Origin of the sequence: Pricia antarctica, assembly GCF_900101815.1 — a bacterium.
Taxonomy (GTDB): domain Bacteria; phylum Bacteroidota; class Bacteroidia; order Flavobacteriales; family Flavobacteriaceae; genus Pricia; species Pricia antarctica.
The window spans coordinates 38,045-60,494 of sequence record NZ_FNAO01000012.1 but is presented as its reverse complement, the minus strand read 5'-3'; the positions used below and the strand labels follow the sequence as shown (position 1 = coordinate 60,494).

General features: G+C 41.4%; 19 protein-coding genes. 9 read left to right on the top strand and 10 right to left on the bottom strand.

Annotation, left to right across the window (positions count from 1 at the left end):
- Nucleotides 1–309: 309 nt before the first annotated feature.
- From BLT07_RS19280 to BLT07_RS19255, 5 genes are all read right to left on the bottom strand, one after another.
- Nucleotides 310–2,085, bottom strand: coding sequence for an SLC13 family permease (locus BLT07_RS19280; protein WP_091873933.1), 1,776 nt, complete (start codon nt 2,083–2,085; stop codon nt 310–312).
- A gap of 665 nt (nt 2,086–2,750) precedes the next feature.
- A complete protein-coding gene (locus tag BLT07_RS19270) occupies nt 2,751–3,314 on the bottom strand; it encodes a recombinase family protein (RefSeq protein WP_091873924.1) in 564 nt (187 codons plus the stop codon).
- Nucleotides 3,315–3,365: 51 nt separating this feature from the next.
- A complete protein-coding gene (locus BLT07_RS19265; RefSeq protein ID WP_091873921.1) occupies nt 3,366–3,728 on the bottom strand; it encodes a hypothetical protein in 363 nt (120 codons plus the stop codon).
- A 3-nt stretch (nt 3,729–3,731) separates the two neighbouring features.
- A complete protein-coding gene (locus BLT07_RS19260; RefSeq protein ID WP_091873916.1) occupies nt 3,732–4,286 on the bottom strand; it encodes an RNA polymerase sigma factor in 555 nt (184 codons plus the stop codon).
- On the bottom strand, nt 4,283–4,603 hold the full coding sequence (locus BLT07_RS19255; RefSeq protein ID WP_091873911.1) for a DUF6249 domain-containing protein: 321 nt from the start codon (nt 4,601–4,603) through the stop codon (nt 4,283–4,285). Before BLT07_RS19255 ends, BLT07_RS19260 begins: the two co-directional genes overlap by 4 nt.
- A gap of 241 nt (nt 4,604–4,844) precedes the next feature.
- On the opposite strand from BLT07_RS19255, the gene BLT07_RS19250 reads away from it, so the two are divergent.
- From BLT07_RS19250 to BLT07_RS19225, 6 genes are all read left to right on the top strand, one after another.
- Nucleotides 4,845–6,467: a serine hydrolase gene (locus BLT07_RS19250; RefSeq protein WP_245726608.1), complete on the top strand. Its 1,623-nt coding sequence runs from the start codon at nt 4,845–4,847 to the stop codon at nt 6,465–6,467.
- 324 nt (nt 6,468–6,791) lie between these two features.
- Nucleotides 6,792–8,417: a DUF4209 domain-containing protein gene (locus BLT07_RS19245; RefSeq protein WP_091873906.1), complete on the top strand. Its 1,626-nt coding sequence runs from the start codon at nt 6,792–6,794 to the stop codon at nt 8,415–8,417.
- 1,267 nt (nt 8,418–9,684) lie between these two features.
- Nucleotides 9,685–10,071, top strand: coding sequence for a hypothetical protein (locus tag BLT07_RS19240; RefSeq protein ID WP_091873902.1), 387 nt, complete (start codon nt 9,685–9,687; stop codon nt 10,069–10,071).
- Entirely contained in the window at nt 10,068–12,380 is a 2,313-nt protein-coding gene (locus tag BLT07_RS19235; RefSeq protein WP_091873898.1) for a relaxase/mobilization nuclease domain-containing protein, read from the top strand. Before BLT07_RS19240 ends, BLT07_RS19235 begins: the two co-directional genes overlap by 4 nt.
- A gap of 161 nt (nt 12,381–12,541) precedes the next feature.
- Nucleotides 12,542–12,787 carry a DUF6922 domain-containing protein gene (locus tag BLT07_RS19230; RefSeq protein ID WP_091873893.1) on the top strand — a complete coding sequence of 82 codons (246 nt, stop codon included), beginning with the start codon at nt 12,542–12,544 and terminating at the stop codon, nt 12,785–12,787.
- On the top strand, nt 12,784–13,452 hold the full coding sequence (locus BLT07_RS19225; protein WP_091873890.1) for a nucleotidyl transferase AbiEii/AbiGii toxin family protein: 669 nt from the start codon (nt 12,784–12,786) through the stop codon (nt 13,450–13,452). Before BLT07_RS19230 ends, BLT07_RS19225 begins: the two co-directional genes overlap by 4 nt.
- Before the next feature lie 14 nt (nt 13,453–13,466).
- Here BLT07_RS19225 and BLT07_RS19220 read toward each other — a convergent pair whose 3' ends face one another.
- Together BLT07_RS19220 and BLT07_RS21470 are read right to left on the bottom strand one after the other, a co-directional pair.
- Nucleotides 13,467–14,681 (bottom strand): site-specific integrase, encoded by a 1,215-nt coding sequence (locus BLT07_RS19220; protein WP_091873886.1) that lies wholly within the window; start codon nt 14,679–14,681, stop codon nt 13,467–13,469.
- 357 nt (nt 14,682–15,038) lie between these two features.
- On the bottom strand, nt 15,039–15,191 hold the full coding sequence (locus BLT07_RS21470; RefSeq protein ID WP_262503269.1) for a helix-turn-helix domain-containing protein: 153 nt from the start codon (nt 15,189–15,191) through the stop codon (nt 15,039–15,041).
- A 75-nt stretch (nt 15,192–15,266) separates the two neighbouring features.
- Here BLT07_RS21470 and BLT07_RS21240 point away from each other — a divergent pair, with 75 nt between their 5' ends.
- From BLT07_RS21240 to BLT07_RS19205, 3 genes are all read left to right on the top strand, one after another.
- Nucleotides 15,267–15,473 (top strand): hypothetical protein, encoded by a 207-nt coding sequence (locus BLT07_RS21240; RefSeq protein ID WP_217633357.1) that lies wholly within the window; start codon nt 15,267–15,269, stop codon nt 15,471–15,473.
- 92 nt (nt 15,474–15,565) lie between these two features.
- Complete coding sequence (locus tag BLT07_RS19210; protein WP_091873880.1) at nt 15,566–16,036, top strand: (2Fe-2S)-binding protein; 471 nt, start codon at nt 15,566–15,568, stop codon at nt 16,034–16,036.
- A gap of 112 nt (nt 16,037–16,148) precedes the next feature.
- Nucleotides 16,149–18,410 (top strand): xanthine dehydrogenase family protein molybdopterin-binding subunit, encoded by a 2,262-nt coding sequence (locus tag BLT07_RS19205; protein ID WP_091873946.1) that lies wholly within the window; start codon nt 16,149–16,151, stop codon nt 18,408–18,410.
- Between the two features lie 277 nt (nt 18,411–18,687).
- Here the strand turns inward: BLT07_RS19205 and BLT07_RS19200 are convergent, their stop codons facing one another.
- The 3 genes from BLT07_RS19200 to BLT07_RS19185 form a co-directional block, all read right to left on the bottom strand.
- A complete protein-coding gene (locus tag BLT07_RS19200; protein ID WP_091873942.1) occupies nt 18,688–19,713 on the bottom strand; it encodes a phosphotriesterase family protein in 1,026 nt (341 codons plus the stop codon).
- Nucleotides 19,714–19,839: 126 nt separating this feature from the next.
- Nucleotides 19,840–20,970, bottom strand: a complete 1,131-nt coding sequence (locus BLT07_RS19195) for a phosphotriesterase family protein (protein WP_175455374.1) — start codon at nt 20,968–20,970, stop codon at nt 19,840–19,842.
- A gap of 502 nt (nt 20,971–21,472) precedes the next feature.
- Nucleotides 21,473–22,270, bottom strand: a complete 798-nt coding sequence (locus tag BLT07_RS19185) for a hypothetical protein (RefSeq protein ID WP_139205174.1) — start codon at nt 22,268–22,270, stop codon at nt 21,473–21,475.
- Nucleotides 22,271–22,450 lie beyond the last annotated feature (180 nt).

Genomic DNA, 22,450 nt, shown 5'->3' with positions numbered 1-22,450 from the left:
AGTATATCCAATCAAGACCGGTCCCCCTGAAGGCTCCGTAAAAACAGCCTACTCGGGTCAATATCTTACGCACAGAGCACTTCTGCAACGGCCACGAACGTTTTTGGGGACCAATCATATCAAAGGCTCGTTGTAATTAATGCCACATTATAATATACTTTCAAAATCGTTTAAAGTGTCATCCTTAAAATCTTTCGATTTTAACGGCCGCTGTTGACAGCTACCGCGCCATTGGTTCTAATGGGAATTTTGCCCCATTTTTTCTATAAGGCCATTCTAGTATATGGTTAAATAAAATGGTCTTGAAATTTAAAAGTAAAAAAGTGGGAGCAACACCGTTATCAATATCCAGACCAATAAGGTCATTAACCCGCCCGTTCTCAAAAAGTCAACGAATTTATATTGGCCGGCCCCATAGATCAAAGTGTTGGTTTGATAACCTATGGGGGTCAGGAAGCTAGTATTAGCCCCAAAGATGACGGCCAGTAAGAATGGTTTGGCGTCTATTTGCAATTGATGTGAAATAGTAATAGCTATCGGAGCCAAGAGTACTGCCACAGCATTATTGGTAACAAACCCGGACAGTAAGGTGGTAACGAGGAACAAGGAGGAAAGGATTGCCGCTGGGCCGTACGTGGCCAAGTGTTCCGTGATAAAAGTGGCTACAAGATCACCGGTGCCGGATTTTTCAAGTGCCGTACCCAAAGGAATAAGCCCTGCCAGTAAGAAAAATATTTTCCAACTGACTTTACTGTAAGCATATTGAATCCTGATGACCCGAGTAATAAACATCGCTACGCAACCCAACCAAGCGCTTACTAAAATTGAGGTAAGGTTAAGGCTCGCAGCAAGAATTACAGTAATAACTATGGTAGTAGCTATGATAGCCTTTCGTTTTTCCAACTTAATTTGCGGCAGCTCGTGAAGCACGATAAAATCATCCCCGGCATGGAGTTCTGAAATTGCATCTTTTTCAATTTCCAACAACAGGGCAAATCCTTCCGAAAGGGCAATTTGGTCAAGTTGTTCAACGGCTACCCCTCGTTTCCCACGAACAGCTAAAGGAATTGCTTTATATTTTTTTCGGAAATCAATATCGTTTATCTTTTTTTTAATCAATAGGGAATTAGGCCCGATAATCACCTCCACCAAAACAACGTCTTCGGTGATTAATTTTTCATCGTTTATTGCTAGGTCGGTCCTAATCTCAATGCCGGGAATTTTGCCCATTGCAATTATTTTTCTTGCTTTTGCCTTAACGATCAGTGAGTCACCGGCTTCCAGCAATTCAATATTTTCGGGCAGGTATATTATGTTCTCCCTGCGAATGATTCGCAATATTTCCAGGTCATGGTCCTGCAAAAGCCGGGTCTGCTCGATATTTTTTCCAACAAAAGGAGAATTTTCCGGTATTATCATTTCGGCGAGATAGTTATCGAGTCGATAAATGCCGGTAAGATCCCCTTTTTCCGATTTCCGCTCTGGAATAGTTTTTCTTATGCCGATCACCAGAAAAATAGTCATAACGATGAATAATATCCCACCTACCGGTGCGAGTTCAAACATTTTTATCGCGCCCAAACCATGCTCTTCGGAAATTGCGCTTACCAGCAAGTTGGTAGACGATCCGATCACCGTACACGAGCCGCCAAGCATAGCTCCAAAGGACAGTGCCATAAGCAGTTTATTGGCATTGATATTTTTGTGATGGGCAATCTTCAGGGTCATTGGAAGGAAGATCGCAACTACGGCCGTGTTGTTCAGAAATGCAGACAAGGTACCCGCCAAAAACATAGTCATGGCCATCACAACGATTTCATTCTTGATACCGGTTCCAACACTCTGCTGGCCCAGATAATTAATAAGTCCGGTATTTTGAATGCCGGCACTGATGATCAACATCGCCAAAACGGTCAACGTGGCAGGGTTGCTGAATCCGGAAACGGCCTCTTCCACTGTTAGGACACCAGTCACCATCAACGCACACATAATGATCAAGGCCGTGATATCAATAGAAAATATCTCAAGACTGAAAAGTATGACCGCTCCTAAAATAATCACTGCGACAATCAGTTCCGCTGGCATGATATTATTGTTTTAATCATTGAATAAGTTCCAAGTCCAATTTGTTTAAGTATGAATGGGTTCGATATAAAAAAATGGGAAATATCTTAGAAATAGCAAAAAGCTCAGTACACTTATATAGTGCTCAAAACAAACATTTAAAATAAACTCACTGCTTACGTTCAAAGTAAGTTACAGAAATATTCTGCTCAATAGATAATGTTTTTAAAGAATTTGTCCGAAAGCTGGCTCAAACACATGCTCTGTGTGGGCCGATTACCACCATGTTCAGTGAAAAATTTCTTTGTTTTTGGAAGGACGCGCAATTCAGGGAAATGGGCAGGGTCAAGTGCCAGAAATTCACATAACCTTATCAGTGAGGGCATCGCTGGCGCACCTTTTGAACCCCTTTATATAGAAGGCAATTTCCTCTTTCCCGAGGCTCCTGAGACCTGTGCCAACGCTTTCAGTTCCTTCTCCATAGTTTGCCAATTGTTTGGCCTATGTAAACGAATCCCGAAAATTGGAGCGAGGGACAGCTTCGTAACGTTTTAGAAGGACAGAAAACACAGATGGATGAACTTCTTAACCTAACAGAAAAGTAGAGGTACAACTAGTTTATAAAACTTCAACTAAAACTAAAAGATGAGTTTACTTTTTTTATTGAGTGCCATAAAACGAACATTTCATAGGACCTTTTCTATTCGATAGAACGATGATTTAGAAATCTTTGCCTGCTTACAAGCCGTTTTAATAGGTAAGTTTTTGCTATCGTACAGATATTTTGCAAAATGATATTTTTCAATGGTTACTTTTTTTGAGCCAGTTGGCCTACCTAAAAGTTTATTTCTTTTACGGGCATTGTTAAGGCCAACTTTTGTTCTTTCGCTTATTAGATTTCTTTCAAATTCGGCTACGGCCGCAAATATTTGCAATAGGAATTTTCCATTGGCGGAAGCTGTATCAAATTCGGGTTCACTTAAACTTTTAAAATAGACCCCTGCCTCATTGAACTTGTCTATTAGATCTATCATATTTTTAAGGGAGCGGAACATCCTGTCATTTTTATAGGCAATGACCGTATCCCCTTTACGCATGTATCGGATCAGCTCGTTCAGACCCTTTCTATCGCTCCTTGCCCCGCTTGCAATATCCGTGTAGATCTTTTCGCAACCTGCATTCTTCAACAGGTCGATTTGAGCACCTAATTTTTGTTCCGATGTTGATACCCTTGCATATCCGAAAATCATAACTTATACCCATTTGTCAATTGTTCAAAGGACTATAGCAGTTGATGACGTTTATTGTTCAGGAAGAACCAGATTGTCCATTTCATTTTTTGAAGAAGTGAAAATGTAATTCAGCAAAAAATACATAACCATGATCAACATACTTGCAAATATTGCAGGTAAGTAAACATCGATTACCTTCATTTGGCCGTTTATGCGGGGCAAGGTGTCAAAATAAGTAAGCAAAAAGTAACCGATTAGGAATAAAGCGCTAAAAACCGTTCCTACTTTTACTCTTTTCCTTGATCGGAAAAGCTCGGCACCGTAGTTTTTTTGCACACTGATCCTGTCCATTATGGATTCCTCCAAATCGACATCAAAACTTTTGGTGTAGGTCGAAAATGCCTTTTTTATATTCTTGTCCGTTGTGTCCATCCCTTAATTTTTATATTGAACGAAAAGGGCGGAAAAACTTTTTCTCGCCCTGAACAGTAAAACTTTAATGTTACTTTTTGTAAATCCCGTTGTTTTTTCTATTTCTTCTATCCGCTGCTCACCGAGATAATGTAGCTTCAATACCAATGCCTCTTTCGGCTTCATAAGGTTAAGGGCGTTGTCGATTCTAATGTTCCTGTCCTCGACCTCCAGCTTATTCATCGCCTCGTTAAAAATAGGGCCATAGTCTTTAGTGTCATCTTTAAAGCTAACAGTCTCGTTATTCGATTTGCCCCTTTTAATTTGTTTCAGCGACTCGTTGACCACAATTTTATAGAACCACGTGGAGAACTGGGAATCTTGCCGAAAGGAACGCAACGATCTGAATGCCCGAATAAAGGCATTCTGAACCGCATCCTTGGCGTCCATATCATTCTTGACAATGGATATGGCTACTGAATAGCCCATTTCCTGATAATTTCTCACGAAATATCGAAACGCATCTTTCTCCCCACTGAGAACCCTATGAATATGTCGTTGGTCCGAGGGGGAGTTCAACTGTCTCTATTTTTATTTATACGGTTGGAAACCAAAAAACCCAGACCTGCAAAGAGAAGAAGAAAGCCGGGCATGCTAATGTAATCTGGCATCTTGGTAAAATGGCCGACCATATACGACACGAAAACTGCGGCTCCCAGTGCAGAAAGCACAATACCCAGATTTAATATCAGGTTTGACTTAAAATTAGATTCGTCATCGCAGGCAATGCCATGCTCAATTTTCGCCATTTGTTCGGCGTGCCTACTTTTTATCAAGTAGTAAATAGTAAATGCCGCGGCGGCCAAAAAGCCGATAATCACAAATTCTGAACCCATAATGTATTTTTTAAGATTAATAGTATCGATGATGAGATACCGATGTTTCGGAAAAGGTTACAAAAATCAAAAGAATAATAAAATCATTCTTTTTGTAACCTTTCCGAGTATTGAAGTATCCTATCGACAAAAGCAATGCACCGGAATATTGGAAATCGATTATAGGTGATCTTTTATTTCTATTGGTGCCGATAGCAATGGATGGTCTTAAATCCAGTAATTATCAAAAAAACAATTAATCATGAAAAGTATCGAAAAAATCAAGAATAATATGGACTACTTGAAAATTACAGTATTGGGCCTGTTGATGGTAGTAATGAGTTCGGTCAAAGTCAATGCCCAAATGAACGCAAAACAAATCGATAGTATGGTCAACACAGCGATCAGCACACTTGATAATACCGTGGGTTTTGCAATCGGGGTCGTTAAAGACGGTAAAATCGTACATGTCAAAGGATATGGTGTGACCTCGATAGATTCAAAAGAAGCGGTAACCGCCAATACCCCTTTCGGGATCGCCTCAAATTCCAAGGCCTTTACATCAGCGGCATTGGCAATTCTAGTAGATCAAGGGAAAATCAAATGGGAGGACAGGGTCATAAAGTATATTCCCGAATTCAGGATGTACAACGATTATGTTACGGACAACTTCAATATTCAAGACCTCTTGACCCATCGAAGTGGTCTGGGGCTTGGTGCCGGCGACCTTATGATCTTTCCGGACGGTTCGGATTTTACGATCGATGATGTCCTTACCTCATTTCAATACTTTGAGCCGACTACCGCTTTTAGAACAAAATTTGATTATGACAACTTATTATACCTCGTTGCTGGGGAACTTACGGCAAGGGTGAATGGAAAAACATGGGAAACCTTTGTTGATGAAGTAATTCTAAAACCGTTGCAGATGGATAACTCGTATTCCAATTACAACGATGCATTTAAAAATGAGAAAATTGCCGTTGCACATTCTTTTGATGGTAAATCCTTAACGGCGATACAAGGCTCAAAGGCAGAGTCGGACGACAAGATGGAATTAAAAATGAACGGTGCCGCTGGCGGTATATGGGCCAGTGCAAACGATATGTGCAAGTGGATGTTGGTCCAATTGAACGAAGGCAAATATGGCGCTGATTTGGACAAAGCTTTATTTTCGGAACAGCAACAACAAGAAATGTGGCGGATGCACACACGGATGAATCAACAACAGGACCCTAGGTCTCCGTTTAAAACCCATTTTTCCGGATATGGATTGGGCTGGTTCCTATCGGATTTTAATGGATTTCTCAAAGTTGAACATTCGGGATTGATAGCGGGAATGTCTTCGGAAGTAATTTTGATCCCAGAACTGGAACTTGGAATAGTCGTTTTGAACAATTCCGAAGGAGCCGGTTCTTTGAACGGTCTGATGGGCTTTGAATTATTGGATGAATATCTAAAATTGGAAACTGGCACCGACTGGCTCGATATGGCAAAGGGAATGCAACGGCAAGGACAAATAATGGGCGACCCTGATTCCGAAAAAGTTTGGGCTGAAGTCGCTGCAAATAAGAAAACAAAAGTCGAAAAAGATAATTATGTTGGTATTTACGAGGATGACTGGTTCGGAAAAGTTGAAGTATTCGAAAAAGAAGGGGATTTATGGTTTAAATCGTATAAGTCGCCAAGGCTAAATGGTAAAATGTCATTGTACCAAGACCATACTTTCGCCATCAAATGGGAATATCAAGACATGAAAGCCGACGCCTTCGCAATATTCTCATTGGATGAAAATGGTAAAGGTCGGAGTATCAAAATGAAAGGTATTTCTCGTTTTATCGATTTTAGTTTCGATTTTCAAGACCTTGATTTAATTAGGATTTAGTACATAGTTTAACAATACCATATACGAAGGTAGAGTCTTGTCAGTTTTATGAGTCACGTAGAACCCTATGTTTTCTATGGGCTTTTTACATGACTGATCTGATTGGACTTTAAAAAAGTGGATGTACTTGAAATTTTAATAGCCCCGTAAAACGAACTTTTTCTGGGATCAAATCCATTCGATATTAAAATGGCATAATCGAAGGGGGCATTTTGTTCTATTTTTGGTATAAGTTCATAAAAACAACAACTTCGAGGGTTTATCGATTTATTCAAATTTTCATCAACTATAGTACACCTTTGAGCCCTAATCCAAAAATTAAAAATGGATAAACATTTACAACATATCGATGACACCTGTTCCGGGACCGAACTAAGAAATATCCTTTATAGACTAAAGTTGAAACACCCAGATTCGGATGAAATCCGGATGACTTTTAAATTATGCAGTTGTTCTCTGAATGATTTACAGAGTGTTGAACTGGACGCTTTATTGGATGATGCTCAAGATATGCACCAGTATCCAAATAAAGAAATAATCGCTCGATGGAGTGAATATCTTTCATATAGAATTCGAGATGGGAAGAAAATTCACTTGCGGAAAGCCGTTTTGTTATATATCGATTTATTTATAGTAAACCAAAATGAAGAGTTCTTGATTCATGCGCTTGGGCTGGTAAAGCAAGCAAAAGATCTGTTTTCAAAGGATATTGGGGAAATTTACAAATTGGGAAAACAGGTTGTCCTGAAATTAGAAAAACCCTTCTTACAAAAAAAGCTGATTGCGGACCTCGCTTCCTTAAATCCTAATAGATCCTTTGAGGACTTTAATGTTTTCTTAAGGCAGCAAATCCAGTCACACGAAAGGAATAATGATTTTTCAGCTGTACTATTTTTAATTGAAGCATTACGACTCATAAAGTCGATATCAAAAGTTGAATCAAAAATAATGACTGCCGAAACCTTGGAAAAAGATGGCGATTGGCAGTTGGGCAATAAAAAACCTAATACTTTCTACCCTTCAATTCTAAACACATATCAGAAGGCACTAATTGAACTTAAAGGCCTAAAATGTGACGATAAGCTGCGAAGAAGATTAGAATTGAAGGTTCTAACGGAACAAAAAGAAAATATTAAAATGCTTTCTTCTGTTGGCCAATCTTTTGATGATATTGGCTACTCATCTGAAGAAATTATAAATGAATTCGGTGATAAATGTATTGAAGAGCTAAATATTGTAGATTTTGCGAGTGGGTACCAGGCACTCTTATCCTTTCCCTTAGATACCTCTAAGTACATAAAACAAAATAGTCCAGCCGACAACTCATTTATGTCTCAATTATTCAGTGAATTCAAAAAAATAGATTCAAGAGGTAAAACTGTTGGAACAACCACCAAAGATGAATATGAGCTAATCCAATCGAGGAATATAATAAGAGAGTGTATGATCAACTTTCTTAGAAAGTGTAAATGGATCATGGACTGCGACAGTTTTGTGGATAAAGACGTAATCAGCTATTATCTATTCAAAAAATGTAAAAGTAAATTTATTCCGTCAAATCGAATGTATTTGTTCACAGAGGGCTTGAGTGCCGGTTTTGCGAACGATTTTGTCACATCTTCCCACATTTTAATACCTCAGATTGAAAATAGTTTTAAACACATTTTACAAAACCGAGGAATACTAACAGCAAAAATTTATGATGAAATCCAACATGATAATATGTTGGGCGGGTTACTAGATAAATTAATTCAAGTAAATAACCATAATATATTCTATGAGCTGAAAGATTTTCTTGTAGATAACAATAGTGTAAATTTCAGAAATGAACTCTGTCACGGTTTGTTGTTGCCAATTCAAATCGAACACTACGGAATTTACGTCTGGTGGTTATGTCTAAGAATGATTTATGATTATGATTTAATTTTTAATATGAATAAGGAGGTTTAATCGGAATTTTAAAATATCGTGGGCAACGAACTTATTGATCGGTCAACATAAATTTGATTAAATTATTATGGTGGTTTTCTTCATGTTTTGATTCTATAACACACAGTCCCGTAAAACGAACCTTTTTCGGCACTAGGCATTACTTCTGTATGGTTTATTAAATCCCACGATTATTTAAACTTTGAAATCAAATTCAAATAGAATTTTATGGTTGACGATTCCAAAGATCATGGAAAGATAGACCGTCATAAGACCCCAAGCACTGAAAAACGTAAGGCAACCCTTCGACCTGAAGAAGGAAATGCAATTTTTTGCGCTCGGTCTTTCCGAACCACTTCGGTCCTGCTAATATGTAAATCGGCAAAATTTAAGTATAACCGTTCTCCCCCCCCCCTTCCACTGAAAACTTGGATATTTTTATACTGTTACCATTTAGTCAAACTTTTTACTTACGAGAAAAATTTGCTACTAATTACGTAATTCATTAATTAAACAATTATTTAGTTAATGAACTACATAACTACTTTAATGATAGGGCTCAACATCATCGGAACCTTATGCTTTATAATTTCTAAAAATCAACGTACAGCCAAAACTCGGATATATCATCTATTTAGAAAGGCGGGTTTAGGATATATTGATAGACAAACCTTACGACAGGCGAATGCCTTATTTTGGATATGGTCGGTTGAATGTATTCAATATATCTAGAATCTGAAAAATACTTATTACACAAATAGGCTTTTCATAATTGGTCCATTATCATAAAAACATAGACCCTTAACTAAGGTATGCCATTGAGTAAGATTATAGCATGAATCTTTGTTTGCCGTACATCGATTCCCTCCGGCCCGCTCCTGCGGAAATCGGGCAACCTTCCACTCCAATCCTCCCCGGACGGACACGCTTCGCCGGTCCGTCCGTGAAGTCTTTCCATTGCAGTTTTGCCCGACCTCCTCGGCCGCGCAAAAGCACAAGCGGTTAAAAAACCGCTTGACCTTTCCTCTCCCTACCCACAAAGGTCTGGAACGTTTCCATATTTCCCGGTTATATTCCAAACCAAATAAGTCCTCATAATTTTACGAATTGTACCCATATGGCCGCATATGTATCGATATGTTTTTATGATTTAAAATATTGATTATAAGTTAGTTATAATCAGATTTGATTACATATATTTATCCGTGGAACGGATAGCAAGGTGCATTCTAAGTAACTTAGAATTGTCTACTTCTTGCGAAGTGTTTTGCCCTGAAAAGCAACGAAAATGGAACAAAGGAAAAGAGGCCGAAAACGATTGGGAAACAAGAAGCGGTACCATAACGTTATGCTGCGGTTCAACGATACGGAATATGGTAAATTGAGAAAAATCTGCGAATCGTATCATCTGGATATTTCGAAAAGGGGCACTGTAAGTCCGCTCCTGAGAAGATTGGTATTGCATAGCGAATCTGAAGAAAAGGATATGCTCCCCGACACCTCGAACCTTGCCTACCACATCAACAAGATAGGCAACAATATCAACCAATTGGTCAAGCTCGTCCACCACAAGAACCTGAGAAGCCCGAACAGTAGTTTACAAAACGAAATACAAAAAGCGAACGGATTTCTGCACGCACTCATGGAAATTACGATGGAAGAACGAACAGGATGATAGGAAAGATCATTTATGGCGAAACCTGTAAGGGGACATTGAACTATGTCTTCGGAAAAGAAGGTATGCAAGTACTCGGTTACGGTAACACGTTTTCCCAAAGCATATCGCCAAAGTTCTTCGGGAATGTACTCCATTTTCAGGGCCAGCGCAACGCAACCAAGAACCGCTATGCCCATATTAGCCTAAACCTTCCACACGGGGAACACCTTGACGACGATACTTTTCTTAAAATTTCCCGAGAATACATGGATAAAATGGGATATGGCGAACAGCCCTATGTAGTAGTAAGGCACACGGATACAGAACACGAGCACGTTCATATCGTAACCACTATTGTAAAAGAAGATGGAAAAGTACTAGGAATCTACAACAGCCATAAAAGGAGCATGGCGACACGACGGCACCTAGAAAAAAAATACGGCCTATCGCCGGCACCATCGACAAAACAGAGAAGGCAACTCCCGATATACCGATTGCCCGAGCTACAGTTCGGAATGGACGCAGAAAAAGGAACGAAATATTATATGCAGGACGTACTGAACGGTATCAACCAAAAGTACAAAGTGCGCAGTTTCGAGGAATTCGCAAGACTGGTCAAGCCCTATCGTATCGAATTAAGAACCACCACGAACGAAATGGGTCGAATTGGGGTCGCCTACGGCCTGAACAACCAAAAAGGCTACCGGACAAGGTTCATCAACGGCTCGACCGTACACCGAGGATTGAGCGGCCCGAAACTGCAAAAGGTATTCGATACAAATTCCAGATCGAAGCTGTTGCCGATGCACCGGAAACGACTCTTGAAGCAGATAAAAACTACCTATGACCTTTTTCAAACCATCCATCCGAATGATCTGGAAGAAGTAGTCAAAGAATATCAGGACATCGACATCAAGCTGGACAAAAAGAGAGAGGTTATCGAAGGATTTACCATCTATGACAGATCTGGCTATGTTTTTAGGGCAAGGGAACTGAGCAAAAATATCCGAATGCAAAACCGCAAGGATATTTTCGGGAAGGGCAACGAACCCACGAAAATCGATACCGAAAGCAAACAGTTCCAATTAGAAATCCAAAAAACGATAAAAGGGGCATTAACAACATCCTACCTGAAATCCCCGAAACAGGAAGGACTGCTCTCGGAACATATCATGACCAGGAATTTTGGCGATATCGTACCGAGTTTGTTGGCCTCAGAAAAGCATAATTTCTTGGAACGCTACATCCCAAAAAATCAAAGGACGGAATTCAGGAAATCGGTAGAAAATGCCTTTCCCATGGTCAGGGAAAGATTGTACGAACTGGAAACCAAAAAAGAAAAGGAAATCTTGGAGAACAAGTTCAAGCTCATCGTCAATATATTGGAAAAGCGTATTTTTAATGTCGGTACGGAGCAAGGAAGTGTTCGTCTTTTGTTCCAATCCTTGGGGGTAAAGTATAATGACAACCAATTGTCCTTTTCCGAATCTAACAAACATGCCATACTCGTAAAATTGGGACACTTGCCTTTTCCGAAGGAAATGGAAAAATATGTATCCACGGGTTTTGTACGCCAAAACCATCTGGTGCTCCAAATTTTATCGGAACAGTCTTCCGAAAATAGCCCCAAGTTGACGGCATCGGCCTTTTTTCTGCCCATGATATTCCCGAAGCTCTATGAAAAAATGAATCCTATTTACAAAAAGCAGTATGAGAGTGTCGCTTTGAGTTCGTATGTAAAGAATGCCGAACGGTTGCACGCGCCTTTCGAGAAATCGGCAAAGGACTATATCGCCCTTTTCAATGCTAAGGGGTTCTATTTTGTAAAAGGGGAGAAGGGGTTCGAGGTCAAATCCATTTATACGGATAACAGGACAAGTTGCCCGTTACCAAAAAGAACGAGCCAGTATTTAAGTTCCATGCCCGATTTGACCGCAACATTAAAGGAACAACAACCTGTCATCAACAACCTCGTTGAAGAGGCTAGGGACAACCTCGAAAACCTATGGGCAGGACATTTACTGGAAAGGGGGATTTACGACAAGGCCACCTTTATGCTAACAGCTGAAAATATACAACCGAACCTACATCGAGAAATTGTACACCACCATATGGATAACGGGCTTCGGCAGTGCCTTGTTCAAGTATCTCAAAGGCAATCCAGTTTCCAACAAAACCGTTTCCTTAGAAAAGGAGTTTATGCCATCAGCTCCTTATTGGGGAATAGCGACAGAAAAACCGAAGAGATGTACAATGGGTTCAAGGACGAGTTTACGGATTTTACAAAATTCAAGAGGAAAGATAAGGGTATGGGGCTTCCGTGGTAAAATTCAAATAGGTGCTTTTGGACGGGGAATTTTGCGCCCTAATGGGCGCTTTTTTGTGGTTAGGGAGAGGAAAGAAAAAGCGGAAACCGGCTTTCAAACAAAACGATAAAATTGCCAAAGCTTTAAATAATCCGTAATTTAGTATTTGAAATACAGAAATTTTGAGCAAGAAAAAACTTCATGAAAATCATTTAAATCCAACAACTTTTTGGGATGTGGATTTAAACTTATTGGATTCGTCGAAGGACAGGGATTTCATCATTGTAAGAGTCTTAGAACGTGGTACGGATGCTGAAATTCAGTATATCGAAACTGCATATTCCCAGCAAGAAATCATAGCTTCGCTTGAAAGTACTAAGGGCGTATCTAAAAAAACCCTCAACTTTTATAAAACCATTTCACTTTGAAGGCGGTCGAAGAAGGGCAACGGAAACTGCTTTTGGAACTCATGCAATCCGATTACCTTTCAGAACATTATTTGGCAGGGGGAACCAACCTTGCCCTGCGTTTTGAACACCGCCATTCGGTAGATTTGGACCTTTTTAGCGAGCGGGATTTTGATATATTCTATTCCAACGTAGTCAATTCCAAACTAAAAAGTCAATTTGGTTCGCGCTTTACAAGTATCTCAGCTACCGATGCAGGTGTTTTCGGGGCCATAGACAATATCAAAACCGATTTCGTCAATGCCCCGTATCGGCTGCTCAATCCCGTAGAAATTTACGAAGGTGCAAGATTGGCAAGTATTCTGGATGTTGCCGCCATGAAAATTAACGCTATCGTTGGTCGAGGAACGCAAAAAGATTTCTATGATATACATGAACTTCTCAAGTATTGTACCCTAAAGGCAATGCTAGGTGCCTATCAGGAAAAATACCAAATGGACAACACGGCTATGGCCGAACGGTCGCTATTATACTTCGAGGATGCCCATAATATGAATAATAGGGACAACCATGTGATTATCCTTAACGGGACAAGTTGGAGCGAGGTTAAGATGCGTATGAAGGATGCTTACCAAGAACTTCGAAATGATAGGGGAGAAAATAGGGGGCAGGGTATTTCTATGTAATTTGGATTGTGTTTTTAAAAATTAATGACCTTCTCTAGAGCATCATCAGTTTCTTTATGCATAAAATTGGCTTGATAAAGTATGGTAGTGGTGACTGTAGAATGTCTATAAAGCTTCTGTAGCATTTGAATAGGAATTTTATCACCTGAAATATTACCAAAGCTATGACGGGCTATATGCATGGTGAGCTTCTTATTAATAGCTGCTTTTTCTGCTATTTGCACAAGATATTTATTAAATTTTCTGTTGGCCGATTTAACTTTGTTGAAAATATCTTTTGGAATTTTTAAGTTGGCTTTTTTCATTTCAGGAAAAATAAAATCTTCACTGGATTGCTTGTCTTCTTCATAAAGTTGTAAAAGAGAAATTATTTTTCCCGGTAATTTAAACGATAATAGTTTTTCATTCTTTCCCATTCGGTAATGTAAACGACCGTCATAAATATCGCTCCACTTTATCATAAGAACGTCACCTACACGCATACCCGCAAAATAAAAACTAAAGAGCCAGACATTTCTCGCGTGAGATTGTTGTTCGGATAAGTCACTTAATGCCTCGATAGTTAGAATTTCTTCTTTGGTCAGCCCGATTTTTTCGGTTTCAGGGAATTTGATACGTATCTTATCCGCTCCAAAGGGATACAATTTTCGGTCAACAATACCTAGGCGTATAGCTTGATTATAAAGGGTTCTAATTACAATTAGGTTGTTAATGACCGAGCGTTGAGATACTTTTCGTGTAGTTTTCAAGTAAAGCGAAAAACGACGCAGTAGAGCTTCGTCAATTTCGCGAAAACTCAGGTCATCATTGTCAACGAATTTTACGAAATGACCGACCCGCGCTTTATCGGATGATAACCGCTGTAGTTTATTTGTTTTTTCTAAATTATCTAAATAATTATCCGCGATTTCTTTAAAGCTAGTTTTTGTAAGCGGAGTTGAAATTTCTTTTTTTATCTGTTTTGACGAGATATCACTTTTATGAGTCTGTAAATCAATTAAGGTTTGATTCGCTTCCGCCAACTTTTTTATAAGAAGATTATTTAGGCGCTTAGAGTTGGGATGCGATTTTCGAACCTCGCGATTGCCCTCATCCCAATATTTAACATCAATGTAATGTCCCGTATAAAGATAGGTCGTTTTTCTGTTTTTGGTAATACGAACCGCCAAGGGGAAATGACCTTGTTTGTTTGCTTTTTTGCGAAGAGTTACCTTTATACTTGACCCCATGCCTTATTATTTATCTCAAAGATAATAATTCTAGGTACAACATAGGTACAACAAATGGTGGTTTTTTATGGTTTTATATGGTCTTTTTTGTTTTTAGAATAAATGTAAAAGTCTTAAAATAAGTCATTTAAGTATAAATAGCATCAAACTACTCTGAATTCAAAATCCAGTGTTTTAGGACGTGTGGGTTCGATTCCCACCTCGAGTACGAAAGGCTTTGACAGAAATGTTCAGGCCTTTTTTATTTCTCAGGTACAACATTTAATGCTTCCGTTAAATGCTTGGATAGCTCTGCCTCGAGGTATTGTATTTTGTCTTTCTTTGAAAAAAATCGGAGGAATGATTTCTTTAGCCCCCTCAATTCAACATCCGATATTCATTGGGCGAATGCCCGGCCCGTTGTTTAAACAACCGGCTAAAGTGCTGTGGATGTTTGAAACGGAGTTCAAAGGCAATTTCGCTAACTGATTTGTTGAGGTCGAACATTCGTATCTTGGCCTCTTCAATCAATTTAGTTTAAATGTATTCCAAGGCGGATTTACCTCTATCCTTCTTGATTAAATAGCCAAAATATTTGGGGGACAAATGAAATTGTTCGGTAAAAAATCCCACCGAGGGCCTGCCCCAGGTCTGTGGTCTGTCCGATTTGAAATAATCATCGAGCATATAATGGCCGGTACGGTCAAGGACTTAATCAATGAAGCGAAGGTAAAGCACTTCGGACTTTTGGACGCGGGTGTTGCATCCATCCGAAGGGCACACGCCGTAGCCGGTTACTGCCTTACAGCGTGAATATTCCATCTGGTGGCGGGAGCCCGAAAATAATCAGCCTTTTCCGTTCATTTCAAAGAAAAAGTAGTATTTTCAAGACAAATTTCAAAATCATGGCAAATTTCACACTCAATGTTAATGGAAAAACCCAGGAATTGGACGTCGACCCATCGACCCCCATGCTCTGGGTGCTGCGCGACCACCTGAAATTGGTCGGCACAAAGTACGGCTGCGGAATCGCCCAATGTGGGGCTTGTACCGTCCACTTAGGCGACAATGCGGTACGTTCTTGCCAATTGCCCGTTTCGGCAGTTGGCGAGCAGCGAGTTACCACCATCGAAGGCTTATCCGAAAATGGGGACCATCCGGTACAAGAGGCATGGTTGAAAGAGGATGTCTATCAATGCGGCTACTGTCAGGCGGGTCAGATTATGAACGCAAGTGCCTTTTTAAAAACAAATCCCAATCCCACCGATACCGAGATCGAAACCGCCATGAACGGTAATATCTGCCGTTGCGGTACGTACACCAGAATAAAGAGAGCCATAAAGACGGCGGCGGCCTCCGCATCCGAAAATGCCTAACAAAATGGTGCCCGAACATTCTGACTGCGCGTAATAAAGACTAAGTCGACAGTAGTCTTCTCCACTTGCGAAAACGATTAAATTCTTGGGTATCAACAAAAAAAATAAGATTATGACACTTGTAAAAACACATATCGGCCGACGCGCCTTCATCAAAAATTCCGGGTTGGCAGGCGGTGGCCTTCTGCTGGGCTTTAGTTTCTTGAATTCCTGTAAGCCCAAACAGGCCGAGGCCGTGGCGGCGGGAATAGAAATGCCAAAGGAATGGTTCGAGATCAACGGTTACCTGAAAATAGGCGATAACGGGGTGGTAACTATCATGTCTCCCAATCCCGAAATCGGCCAGAACGTAAAAACCTCCATGCCGATGATCGTGGCCGAGGAACTCGATGTGGATTGGAAGGATGTTCTGGTCGAGCAGGCGCCGTTGAACACCGATATCTTTACCCGTCAATTGGCCGGGGGCAGCCAGTCCATTCGTGCCAGTTGGGCAGGCCTTCGGATGGCCGGGGCCACCGCAAGGCACATGCTGGTTGCCGCTGCCGCTGAGGTGTGGCAGGTGCCTGCCGACGAAATCACTACCGATGCCGGGAAGCTGTACCACAAAACATCCGATAGAACTATGGGGTTTGGCGAGGTAGCCTCCGCCGCTTCCGAACTCGAAGTTCCGGAAGAAGTGGCCCTGAAGGATGTAAAGGACTTTAAAATCATCGGTACTTCCCGGAAAAACGTGGACGGCCAAAAAATTGTGACCGGAAAGCCATTATTCGGACTCGATATCCAAAAAGAGGGGATGCTCATCGCCATGACGGTGCATCCACCGGCCTTCGGATTAAAACTGAAATCCTTCGACGGTGCCGAGGCCAAGAAAATGCCGGGTATCAAGGATGTGTTTACCATCAAGACCTTTAAAGACGATTACACCAAAAGTGCTTTTGACAATAGTGCGTTTACCGATTTGATCGTGGTCGTAGGCAATACCACTTGGGAAACCATGAACGCCAAAAAAGCCGTTAAGGTCGAATGGGAAGAATCGCCCGATGCCGATGAAAAAATGCAGATTTTTGGAAGGGAAATGAAAGTGCGTTTTCCTGCGGGACTGGAAAGTACCCGAATCCACAAAACCGCCATGGCCGATAAATCCAAGGTGAAACAAAATGTAGTCCGAAAGGATGGCGATCCGGAAGCCATGTTCAAAAAGGCGGCCAAGATCATCGAACGTAGCTATTCCTGTCCGTTTTTGGCCCACAACTGTATGGAACCCATGAACTTTTTCGCCGATGTCACCGATGACATGGCCGTTTTGAAAGGCCCGATACAGACTCCCGAGATCATGGAAAAAAGTGTTTCCGAGCGATTGGGACTTCCCGTAGAAAAAGTGGACATACAGATGAGCCGTATGGGCGGTGGGTTTGGTCGCCGGCTCTACGGCCATTTTTTAACGGAAGCAGGTGTTATTTCTCAAAGAGTAAAAGCACCCGTAAAATTGGTCTACACCCGTGAGGACGATATGACCATGGGCATTTATCGGCCCTCCTATGAAGCTTACTACCGGGCGGCCTTGGACGAAAACAACAACCTGATCGCCTTTCACGTGAGGGCGGGCGGGATACCTGAAAGCCCCCTTGCGGCAAACCGTTTTCCCGCTGGGGCCGTAGATCATTACTTGGCAGAGGACTGGAGCATTGATTCCAACATCACGGTCGGGGCGTTTCGAGCGCCACGGTCGAATTTTATCGCCGGGGCCGAACAATCCTTTCTGGATGAGGTCGCCGAGGAAGCGGGTAAAGACCCTATAGAATTCCGGTTGGAACTTCTAAAAAGAGCACAGGAAAATCCCGTGGGCGAAAACAACGACTATGAAGCCGACCGCTATGCAGGCGTGCTGGAACTTGTCAAGGAAAAGGCGAAATGGGGTCAAGAGCAATCCGGTGTACACCGCGGTGTTTCCGCCTATTTCTGCCACAACAGCTACGTGGCCCAGGTCTTGGACATGGTATTGGAAAACGAACATCCCATCGTTCAAAAAGTAACTGCGGCAATTGATTGCGGAATCGTTATCAACCCCGATGCGGCGACCAACCTGGCCGAAGGCGGTGCCGTCGATGGCATTGGCCATGCCATGTACAGTGCCATGAGCTTTAAGGACGGCGTGCCCGAACAGAACAATTTCGACCGGTATCGGTTGATCCGCCACAGCGAAGCCCCTAAGGAAATCGAGACCCATTTCGTACAGAACAACATCGACCCAACGGGACTGGGCGAACCGCCTTTCCCACCGATTATGGGGGCATTGGCCAATGCTTTGTATAAAGCTACGGGACAACGGCATTATCATCAGCCCTTTATTTCGGAGAAGCAGATTATCGGGTAGGTATTTCTTAACGCTTATCCAAACAGATCTAAATTTGCTACCCTATTAGGCTAGGCGAGTGCGTCTCAAAACCACCAAATTTGTGAACACTTTTTCATTCCTGCTGTAGAGATTTGTTTTATATAGGATATACTTGCGTCCCCAAGGCTGCGCAAATAACTCCATACCGGCGGACCTAAAGAGAGAATGGATAATTCATGAGCGGTGCACAGTATCGGTTATTTGTACTTGCACCTCCTTATGCTGTGTTAATTTCAAATAGTCCTGTTCGAATAGATTACTCTTTTCTGATATGAATGGCATATGCCCTTTTCGGATTTTCCATCAGCACCAAATCGATGTCTTTTTGGGTAAATCCGTTTTGTTTGAGTCGTGGAATCAGCTGCGTAAAAAGATCCGTGTATCCTTTGTAGTATCCGCCGTTCTTTTCTCCCACATTGTACCATCCCGCGTCGTGTGAAATCAGGATATGGTCCAAAATTCCCCTATCCTTGAGCTCCAAAAGCGTTTTTACGAACCAGTCGATGTTTCCTGTACCTTCAGTATCGTTTGAAGTTCCGCCATCAATGTTGTCCAATGAGATCCAGGCTCCCTGGCTGGCCGCTTGAAGGTAACCGTTCATGGTTCCGTTCTGCGCATGTGTCCAAACAAATGCACTAGGGGATACCCCCATTTCCTTTAGTACCCTGATTTGTGCCATTGCGGGCGAATCACCTCCCGTATGTGAAACGATGGCCATACCGGTTTTCAAATGCGTAAGCCCCGCGGCCTCTATCAGGTTCCTGTGTATTTCGGAAAGAATTTCCTCATTTTCAACGGATATTTTTATGAAACCCGGTCTGATACCGGAACCATCGATCCCGTGTTCGAACTCCCTTATCCAATGGAATGCCATTTCTTTGGCAGAGGTGTTCATTAGACCTTCGGGAATGTATTTGTTGTTCCCCGATCCGTAATAGCCCGTATTGGTAAGTATATGGATACCGGTCCGGTCCGCCAGTTTTTTCAGAACATAGGGGTCGCGGCCGAGATAGGCCGGGGTACAATCCAAAAAAGTAGTGACACCATATTCCTTGATTTCCTTCAGATAGGGCAGCGCACGCTCTACGATTTCGTTCCTGTCCCAACGGTGTTGCCCTGTGCTATCCGCTCCTATCCAATCTACCATAATGTGTTCGTGGATAAGGGCCAAACCCATTTCCTCGGGTTCGATAGGTCCGGTTACGGTTATGATCTGTGCCAGTGCAACCGATGGGAAGATAGCGAGCAGAAGAATCAAAAAATGTTCAACTAACTTTTTCATTTCAAATATTTTATCTCCTAAGGTATAAAACCATTCTTTAGGGAAGGCGGAAAGCTGCAAATTGCCCAGAGCTCCTTTTTTTCTCCTCCTCAATTAGAATTTTAGGGGTTACACCTGCATTCTATCTTAATCATCATTTTTTCTTATCCGCATTTGAAAAGCCTCTTTCGGGTTTCTCACTAGAATTTGATGGATATCATCCTCCGTAAATCCATTGGTCAACATTTCGGGAATTAGGCCTTTAAAAATCACTTCAAAACCTCTTATAGGGTCACCGCTTGGAAAACCATTTCCATCATGTGACAATAGTATTTTATGTAGTAATTTCTTTTGTTTAAAGAGGTTGAGTCTTCTAATATATTCGCTTATGTTGGATTGATTGACACCGTCAAGTGATATCCAAGCTCCTTTAGCTGCCAGATCAAGTAAAACGATATCATCCTTAAATTTATTGGCGTGGGTCCAGATCCAAGCGCTAGGATGAATATCGTTATCCTTTAGAAGCTGCATCTGTGACTCAAGTGCTTCCCTATTGCTTCCGGTATGTACTGCCAACGTAAGACCCGTATTCAAATGGGTCAAAATTCCGGCTTCAAAAAGTTTTTTATCAATATCAGAGGGTGGCTTACCATCATCAAATGCCAATTTGATAAAACCAGGCTTTATATCCGTTCCTTGAATTCCGTTTTTAAATTCGTCGATCCATAGGTCCGAGATGGCTTTAGCACTGGCTCCATAGGCAAATTCAGGAATATATCGGTCATCCGCTGCACCGTAAAACCCGGTATTTGTAATAATCTGTATATCTGTAGCTTCCGATATCCTTTTCAATAAATCAACTCTTCTACCAAAATATTCTGTTGTGCAATCAAAAATGGAATTAACACCTAGCGATTTTAAATTTTTTAAATAAGGGATTACTTGATTGAACAATTGAACACTATCATAGTTCGAAGTCTTATTTATTTCCTTTCCATAATTTGACATTATATGCTCGTGGGTCAACGATACTCCTAATTCTGAAATATCAATTGGACCTTTGACGGTGTTGATCTGACTTAAAGCCGTAGGGTTTCGAGTGCCGTCAGGTGGAAAAAAACCCAATATAATCGCTTCTGGACTATACTCGCGGTCAATACTTGTAGCATCCCGCATTTGGTTTTCGGCCGACTCCATTTTCTTATCGAAACGGCACCCGATGGATAGGAAAACTAAAAGCATTGAGGAAAACAGGATAGTGGTTGGGCGATATTTCATAAGGTATATTTGGATTAAAGGGTAGTTGCCACTCCTTTTTATAAGGCTTATGTATTCGAGTTTGTCAAGATGGATATCTTCAATGGTCACCTTTGCCTCACCACTTGACCAAGATAAAACAAATAGTAGCAATGAACAATAGAGAAACTGTCTCATTGGGTACGGGCCAATCGAAAATAAAATTTAAATTTTTATGCGCCGGCCCAAACACGCCTGGTACAACGAAGATATAGATCTGAGCCTCCCACCCCAAATTCAATTCGGGCATTATAAAGTTTAAGCTATTCCGCTTTCTTTATAATTTTTAAACATGCTATGATTTGGGATTTGGGATTTGGGATTTGGGATTTGGGACTTGGGACTTGGGACTTGGGACTTGGGACTTGGGATTCGGGATCAGGTATGTGGGAAGCAACGACGTGCGAATTTAAATTTTTAAAATCCAATCTCGCTTACTTAATACGATTCGAACTTTATAGAACCTGCACTTTTTAACCTATTTTCATTTCACCTTAATCTGCACCGCCTCACAACTTTTCAAATCCGAATTCAAGATAATTTTTTCCGAAGTACTGCCATCCGTAAGTTCTATCGATACGGTATTCGGGGGAGCGGTACCCAAATTATGGGCATACAGAAAAAGTTCGTTCGTTTTGTCAGGATCCAACTTGAAACTGACTTTTTTCCTTCTGTAGGTGAGAAGGTGCTTGGAAACGACGGTCTTGCCGTTCAGGTAGATCGATACGATATCGCCGTCTTGGCGGCCATGGTCCCAAAGACTTACGCTGATATTTTCGTTGGTGAAGCTCAGTTCCTTGACATAGGATATCTTACGGCCTTCGAATTCGTTTCTCGATATATCCTCTTTAGGACTATTACGCTTAGCGAGAGCTGCTTTTTTACGGGCATCGGCTATCGGGTTGCGAATGCTGAAGTAAGATGTCGCATACTTGGCCACTTGAAATTTATTGTCGGGAAACAGTTCGATGCCTACGACTTGATATTGGTCTCCCGATCCCACATTGTTGGCCAAGGCGATCCCCTCGGCAAGGGAGTTATTTTTGAAGCTACCCAATTCTTGCACCACCATATCATCCTTCGCCAAGAAAAATCGTATCGATTTGCTCGTATCGATGTTCTCCGTTTCCCATTGTATTTTCGCCGTCTCAGAAACGGTCCATACCGTACCCTGAGCGGGATCGGATATTTCAATGGTCGATTTCGGTGGGGTTGATTGCTGTATTTCGGATGTTTCTTCGGATGAATCTCCGGTAATGGAAGACTGAAAAGATTGTTTCACCGCCGCATCGCATAGAGCATGACAGAAAAGGATACAAATTGTTGAGAAAACAAGATTGAATCGATTTAGGTTAGCGAATTGGTATTGCCCGGTTGCCATAGTTCTGATTATCTGTAGGATGACAACGCAGATTTCTTTCAAATGTTGGGTGGGAAGACTGTTTTTTTTAATTTTCCACCT